This window comes from Burkholderia sp. Tr-20355, assembly GCF_017104685.1.
GTDB classification, from domain to species: Bacteria; Pseudomonadota; Gammaproteobacteria; order Burkholderiales; family Burkholderiaceae; genus Burkholderia; species Burkholderia seminalis.
The window spans coordinates 44381-51256 of record NZ_JAAGPK010000045.1 but is presented as its reverse complement, the minus strand read 5'-3'; the positions used below and the strand labels follow the sequence as shown (position 1 = coordinate 51256).

8 protein-coding genes are annotated in these 6876 nt (G+C 66.5%); 1 reads left to right on the top strand and 7 read right to left on the bottom strand.

All coding sequences use genetic code 11. From position 1 onward, the window contains the following. From G3N62_RS14795 to G3N62_RS14770, 6 genes are all read right to left on the bottom strand, one after another. Positions 1–211 (bottom strand): acyl-CoA dehydrogenase N-terminal domain-containing protein (locus G3N62_RS14795; RefSeq protein ID WP_206141248.1); only part of this gene is annotated, 211 nt, incomplete at its 3' end. A gap of 98 nt (positions 212–309) precedes the next feature. Next, positions 310–1245 carry an electron transfer flavoprotein subunit alpha/FixB family protein gene (locus G3N62_RS14790; protein ID WP_049028302.1) on the bottom strand — a complete coding sequence of 312 codons (936 nt, stop codon included), beginning with the start codon at positions 1243–1245 and terminating at the stop codon, positions 310–312. A 16-nt stretch (positions 1246–1261) separates the two neighbouring features. Further along, positions 1262–2011 (bottom strand): electron transfer flavoprotein subunit beta/FixA family protein, encoded by a 750-nt coding sequence (locus tag G3N62_RS14785; protein ID WP_014897713.1) that lies wholly within the window; start codon positions 2009–2011, stop codon positions 1262–1264. A gap of 227 nt (positions 2012–2238) precedes the next feature. Then, positions 2239–3033, bottom strand: coding sequence for a MetQ/NlpA family ABC transporter substrate-binding protein (locus tag G3N62_RS14780; protein ID WP_034187437.1), 795 nt, complete (start codon positions 3031–3033; stop codon positions 2239–2241). A 28-nt stretch (positions 3034–3061) separates the two neighbouring features. Then, the gene (locus G3N62_RS14775) at positions 3062–3715 is read right to left on the bottom strand and encodes a methionine ABC transporter permease (RefSeq protein ID WP_006486982.1); all 654 of its coding nucleotides are present in this window, start codon (positions 3713–3715) and stop codon (positions 3062–3064) included. Then, positions 3705–4739 (bottom strand): methionine ABC transporter ATP-binding protein, encoded by a 1035-nt coding sequence (locus tag G3N62_RS14770; protein WP_034187436.1) that lies wholly within the window; start codon positions 4737–4739, stop codon positions 3705–3707. Before G3N62_RS14770 ends, G3N62_RS14775 begins: the two co-directional genes overlap by 11 nt. Positions 4740–4957: 218 nt before the next feature. On the opposite strand from G3N62_RS14770, the gene G3N62_RS14765 reads away from it, so the two are divergent. Then, on the top strand, positions 4958–5878 hold the full coding sequence (locus G3N62_RS14765) for an alpha/beta hydrolase (protein ID WP_049029058.1): 921 nt from the start codon (positions 4958–4960) through the stop codon (positions 5876–5878). A gap of 36 nt (positions 5879–5914) precedes the next feature. On the opposite strand, the gene G3N62_RS14760 is transcribed toward G3N62_RS14765, so the two are convergent. Then, on the bottom strand, positions 5915–6838 hold the full coding sequence (locus tag G3N62_RS14760; RefSeq protein ID WP_034187434.1) for a histone deacetylase family protein: 924 nt from the start codon (positions 6836–6838) through the stop codon (positions 5915–5917). Positions 6839–6876: the final 38 nt, after the last annotated feature.

Sequence of the window (6876 nt, the reverse complement as noted above, 5' to 3'; positions counted from 1 at the left end):
CCACACCGTCCTTCCAGCTGCTCGGGTGGCGGTCGCCCTCGACGTTCAGCGGCGCCAGCACCTCGCCGCAGAATTTCGCGGACTCCTCGAGCACGGCCTGCGCCGTGTCGTAACCGGCATCCTCGAAACCCGGCAACTGCGCGACGGCGTCGATGCCCGCGAGTTCCTTCAGCACGAACAGCATGTCCTTGACGGGGGCGACATAACTCATGGCACGTCTCCTCTTCTCTCTTTTGTCGATGGCGTAAAAAAAGGGGCGCTCGGCGCGCCCCTTTTCCCGTGTGCTTAACGCTGAAGCGTCACGCCGCGTCAGCCGAGCTCGCTCACGAGCTCCGGCACCAGCGAGAACAGATCGCCGACGAGGCCGTAGTCGGCCACGCTGAAGATCGGCGCTTCCGGATCCTTGTTGATCGCGACGATCACCTTCGAATCCTTCATGCCGGCCAGATGCTGGATCGCACCCGAGATGCCGACCGCGATGTACAGCTGCGGGGCGACGATCTTGCCGGTCTGGCCGACCTGATAGTCGTTCGGCACGTAGCCGGCGTCGACTGCCGCGCGCGATGCGCCCAGTGCCGCCGACAGCTTGTCGGCCAGCGGCTCCAGCACCTTCGTGTAGTTCTCGCCGCTGCCCAGACCGCGGCCGCCCGACACGATGATGCTCGCCGACGTCAGCTCCGGACGGTCCAGCTTCGTCACTTCACGGCTCACGAACTGCGACTTGCCGGCATCCGCCGCCGCTTCGATCTTCTCGACCGCTGCGCTGCCGCCTTCCGCTGCCACCGGATCGAAACCCGTCGCACGCACCGTGATGACCTTGATCGGGTCGCTCGACTGCACCGTCGCGATCGCGTTGCCCGCGTAGATCGGGCGCTCGAACGTGTCGGCACTGTCGACCGCCGTGATGTCCGAGATCTGCGCGACGTCCAGCTTCGCGGCGATACGCGGCGCGATGTTCTTGCCGTACGCGGTGGCCGGCGCGAGGATGTGCGAGTAGTCCTTCGCGATGTTCAGCGCGGTTGCCTCGACGTTTTCCGCCAGGCCCGCGGCCAGTTGCGGCGCGTCGGCCAGCAGCACCTTGGACACGCCTGCGATCTTTGCTGCCGCGTCGGCCGCTGCTTGTGCATTGTGGCCCGCGACCAGCACGTGGATGTCACCGCCGATCTTCGCTGCCGCCGCCACCGTGTTCAGCGTCGCGGCCTTGATCGACGCGTTGTCGTGTTCTGCAATCACCAGAATCGTCATTTCTTTCCGCTCCCTCTTACAGCACCTTGGCTTCGGTCTTCAGCTTCTCGACCAGCGTCTTCACGTCCGGCACCTTCACGCCGGCCGCGCGCTTCGGCGGCTCGACCACCTTCAGCGTCTTCAGACGCGGCGCGACGTCCACACCGAGGTCTTCCGGCTTCACGGTTTCCAGCGGCTTCTTCTTCGCCTTCATGATGTTCGGCAGCGTCACGTAACGCGGCTCGTTCAGGCGCAGGTCGGTCGTCACGACCGCCGGCAGCGTCAGCGACAGCGTTTCCGCGCCGCCGTCGACTTCGCGTGCAACCGTTGCCTTGCCGTCCGCGATCGTGACCTTCGACGCGAACGTCGCTTGCGGCAGGCCGGCCAGCGCGGCCAGCATCTGGCCCGTCTGGTTCGAATCGTCGTCGATCGCCTGCTTGCCGAGGATCACCAGCTGCGGCTGCTCCTTGTCGACCAGCGCCTTCAGGATCTTCGCGACGGCCAGCGGCTCGACGCTGTCGTTCGATTCGACGAGGATCGCGCGATCCGCGCCGATCGCCAGCGCCGTGCGCAGCGTTTCCTGCGCTTGCGTCACGCCCACCGACACCGCGATCACTTCGGTCGCGACGCCCGCTTCCTTCAGGCGCACGGCTTCTTCAACGGCGATTTCGTCGAACGGGTTCATCGACATCTTCACGTTCGCGATGTCGACGCCCGTGTTGTCCGACTTCACGCGGACCTTCACGTTGTAATCGACCACTCTTTTCACTGGCACCAGGATTTTCATGCACACGCTCCAAAGTTACGAATACGACCAGAGGCCATTCTATAGCGAGGCCTCATGACTGCGCGGCCAAGCGGACCCATCCATCGTGGCTGTCGAGGATACCGCTTCTTGGCGACGCGCCAATGATAGCGAACGGTCGTTCTATTTTAAAAGAGAAAAAACCCGGACGCAAAGCCCGGGTTTTCGATCATCGACTCTAATCCCGCCGGGCGTCCGTCCTCTGCCCGTCACCAGGCGGCGATGACCGCCCCGCCGAACTTGCCCTCGATGAATTGCTTCACGTCGGCCGAATGATAGGCCGCGATCAGTTTCGCGACCCACGGCTTGTTCCGGTCGGCGTCGCGAATCGCGAGAATGTTTGCGTAAGGGCCGTTCGGGCCCTCGATCGCGATCGCATCCTGATTCGGTTTCAACCCCGCTTCCATCGCATAGTTGGTGTTGATCGCGGCCGCGTCGACGTCGCCGAGCGAGCGCGGAATCTGCGCCGCATCGAGCTCGACGATCTTCAGCTTGCGCGGATTGTCGACGATGTCGAGCGGCGTCGCCTTCAGCCCCGCATCCGCACGCAGCTTCAGCAGCCCCTGCTTCTGCAGCAACAGCAGCGCGCGGCCGCCGTTGGTCGGGTCGTTCGGCACCGCGACGCGCGCGCCCGGCTTCAGTTCGGCCAGCGATTTCACGCGCTTCGAATAGATACCCATCGGAAACGTCACGGTATCCGCGACCTTGATCAGCTTGTAGCCGCGATCCTTCACCTGCGCCTGCAGATACGGATCGTGCTGGTAGCTGTTCGCGTCGAGGTCGCCCGACGCGAGCGCGGCGTTCGGCTGCACGTAATCGGAGAATTCGACGATACGGATATCGAGGCCGCTCTTCGCCGCGACCTTCTTCACCACTTCCATGATCTGCGCGTGCGGTCCGCCCGTCACGCCCACCTTGATGGTTTCGGCCTGCGCGTGCGCGCCCGCGAACAGTGCGGCCGCACCCAGTGCCGCCGCGAACTTCAGCATGAAACGTCGTTGCATCGTGTCCCCCTTACGGACCGGTTTGATCTTATTTGTGGCTCAGCCGGCGCACGAGCCAGTCGCCGAACGACTGGACGATCTGCACGAACACGATCAGGATCGCGACGACCGTCCACATCACTTCCGGCAGATAGCGCTGGTACCCGTAGCGGATCCCGAGATCGCCGAGCCCGCCGCCGCCGATGGCGCCCGCCATCGCCGAGTAACCGACCAGCGACACGAACGTGATCGTCAGGCCCGCGACGACGCCCGGCAGCGATTCGGGCAACAGCACCTTGAAGACGATCTGCGACGTGGTCGCGCCCATCGATTGCGCGGCCTCGATCAGCCCGCGGTCGACTTCGCGCAACGCCGTCTCGACGAGACGCGCGATGAACGGCGCGGCCGCGAGCGTCAGCGGCACGACCGCCGCGGCCGTGCCGATCGACGAACCCGTGACGAGACGCGTGAACGGAATCACCGCGACCAGCAGGATGATGAACGGCGTCGAGCGGACGGCATTCACGATGCCGCCGAGCACGCGGTTCACCGCGAGGTTCTGCAGCACGCCCTGGCGATCGGTCAGGTAGAGCAGCACGCCGAGCGGCAGGCCGACGAGCGCGCCGACCGCTCCGGAGATGCCGACCATGATCAGCGTCTCCCAGAACGACTGCACGAACATATCGAACATCTCACTCAACATACGAAAGCTCCTCTACCACCACACCTTGCTCGCGCAGGAACGCGAGCGCCTGCCCGACCTTGCCCGGCTCGCCGCCCGCGAGCACCGCGAGCGAACCGAATGCCTGCCCCTGGATCTCGTCGATCTGACCGTGCAGGATGTTGAAATCGAGTTCGTACCGGCGAATCGTCTCCGACAGGATCGGCTGGTCGACCCCCGAGCCCGTGAACGCGAGCCGCAGCAGGTGCCCGCTGCCCGTCTTCAGCCGCTCGGCCACGCGTGCCTTCAGCGCGGGCGGGAGTTCCTGCGCGATCACGTCGCCGATCAGCGCGCGCGTCACCTCATGATGCGGCTGCAGGAACACGTCGATCACGCGGCCCTCCTCGACCACGCGCCCGGCATCGAGCACCGCGACGCGATCGCATACCTGCTTGATCACTTCCATCTGGTGCGTGATCAGCACGATCGTCAGGCCGAGCTCGCGGTTGATGCGCTTCAGCAGATCGAGGATCGAACGCGTGGTTTCGGGATCGAGCGCGGACGTCGCTTCGTCCGACAGCAGCACCTTCGGCTGGCTCGCGAGCGCGCGGGCAATGCCGACGCGCTGCTTCTGCCCGCCGCTGATCTGCGACGGGTAGCGGTCCTTCTGCGCGGACAGCCCGACGAGGTCGAGCAGCGGCAGCACGGCGGCCTCGATCTCGGCACGGCTCGCACCGGCCAGCTCGAGCGGCAGCGCGACGTTGTCGAACACCGTGCGCGACGACAGCAGGTTGAAGTGCTGGAAGATCATGCCGATCTCGCGGCGCGCCTCGCGCAGCGCGCCCGCCGGCAGCAGCATGAGATCGCGCCCGCCGACGACGACGCTGCCTTCGGTCGGCCGCGTGAGCAGGTTGATGGTGCGCACGAGCGTGCTCTTGCCGGCGCCGCTTCGGCCGATGATGCCGAACACCTCGCCCTGCGGGATCGTCAGGTTGACGTTGCGCAACGCCTCGACCCAGCCGCTCGGCCCGGGGAAACGCTGCGAAAGATTGCGTAATTCGATCATGTAAACAAAACGGCGGCCGGCCGGCGAGTTGGCCCGCCAGTCGGCCGCCGATGCATCTGGAATAGCCGGCGATTTTACCGCAAACCCCTCATTCCACTTAATAATCGATTTCGATCTTTTCATAACTACACGAAATTAGAGGGGCGCCGCTGACCCGCCGCGCGAAGGCCGCGACTATGATCCGGAACACCTATGCCAACCAACAGGGGACACGCCAGATGACCGCTACCACCACGCCGGCTGCCGCACCCGCCATCGCCGGCGCCGCGCCCGCGTCGCCACCCGCACCGACAATGGGCCGGCTGCGTACCGCGGACGGGCTCGAACTGGCGTCGTACCGCTGGCCGGCCGGCGACGACACGGTACCGCCGCGCGCGACGATCGCGCTCGTGCACGGCCTCGCCGAACACGCGGGTCGCTACGCCGCGCTCGCCGGCCGGCTGAACGCGGCCGGCATCGACGTGCACGCGATCGATCTGCGCGGGCACGGCCAGTCGCCCGGCCAGCGCGCGTGGGTCGACCGTTTCGACGGATACCTGAACGATGCGGATGCGCTGGTCGCCGAAGCCGCCCGCGGCAATGCGCCGCTGTTCCTGATGGGGCACAGTATGGGCGGCGCGGTCGCGGCGCTCTACGCGATCGAGCGTGCGCCGGCCCGCGGCCATGTGCTGACGGGCCTCGTGCTGTCGAGCCCGGCGCTCGCGCCGGGGCGCGACGTGCCGCGCTGGATGCTCGCGGTGAGCCGCGTCATCAGTCGCGTCTGGCCGACCTTCCCGGCGATCAGGATCGATGCGGCGCTGCTGTCGCGCGACCCGGCCGTCGTCGCGGCCAATCGCGCCGATCCGCTCGTGCATCACGGCGCGGTGCCCGCGCGCACCGGCGCGGAGATTCTCGACGCGATGGCGCGTATCGAAAGCGGCCGCGGCGCGCTGCGCGTGCCGGTACTCGTCTATCACGGCACCGAGGACAAGCTGACCGAACCCGACGGCAGCCGCGCCTTCGGCGCACGCGTCGGCTCGCCCGATCGTACGCTGACGCTATACGAAGGCGGTTTCCACGAAACGATGAACGATCTCGATCGCGACCGCGTGATCGACGCGCTGATCGCGTGGATTCACGCGCGCGTGCCGGCACGCTGAGCGCGCCCGCACGTCCTGCCCGTCAGGCGTCGGGAATCAGATGCCGGCCAGCACGCGCAGGTGCGCGACGACGCTGCGCCCGAGCGCGGACAGGTTGTAGCCGCCTTCGAGGCAACTCACGATGCGGCCCTGCGCATGCCGGCGCGCCACGTCGACGATCTGCGCGGTCAGCCATTCGAAATCGGCCTCGACGAGGCCGAGGCTGCCGATGTCGTCCTCGCGATGCGCGTCGAAGCCGGCCGACACGAACAGCATCTGCGGCTTGAATGCGTCGAGGCGCGGCAGCCAGAACATGTCGACGGCTTCGCGGATCGCCATGCCGTTGCTGCGCGCGGGCATCGGCAGGTTGACCATGTTCGGCGCCTGGTGATCGACGCCGGAGAACGGATACAGCGGATGCTGAAAGAAGCTGCACATCAGCACGCGCTCGTCGTTCGCGAACGCCGCCTCGGTGCCGTTGCCGTGGTGCACGTCGAAATCGACGATCGCGACACGCTCGAGACCGTGTACGTCGAGCGCATGCCGCGCGGCGATCGCGACGTTGTTGAAGAAGCAGAAGCCCATCGCACGGGCGGGCTCCGCGTGGTGGCCGGGCGGGCGCACGCCGCAGAACGCATTCGCATAGCGGCCTTCGATCACCGCGTCGGTCGCCGCGATCGCGGCGCCGGCCGCGCGCAGCGCCGCGCGCCACGTGTCGCGATTCATCAGCGTATCGGGATCGATCTCTACGTAGCCGTCGACCGGCGTCATGCTCCGGATGTAATCGATGTGCGCCTGCGTATGCACACGACCCAGCGCGACCTCGCTCGCGAACGGCGCGGTTTCGTGCACGATCAGATCGTCGATGCGGCTCGCGATCAGTTGATCCTGGATCGCCGACAGGCGGGCCGGGCACTCCGGATGCCATTCCCCCATCTCGTGCAGCATGCAGTCGGGGTGCGTATAGAAAGCGGTTGCCATAAGCTGTCATCCACGACGCTCGGTGCGCCGCAGGTCTC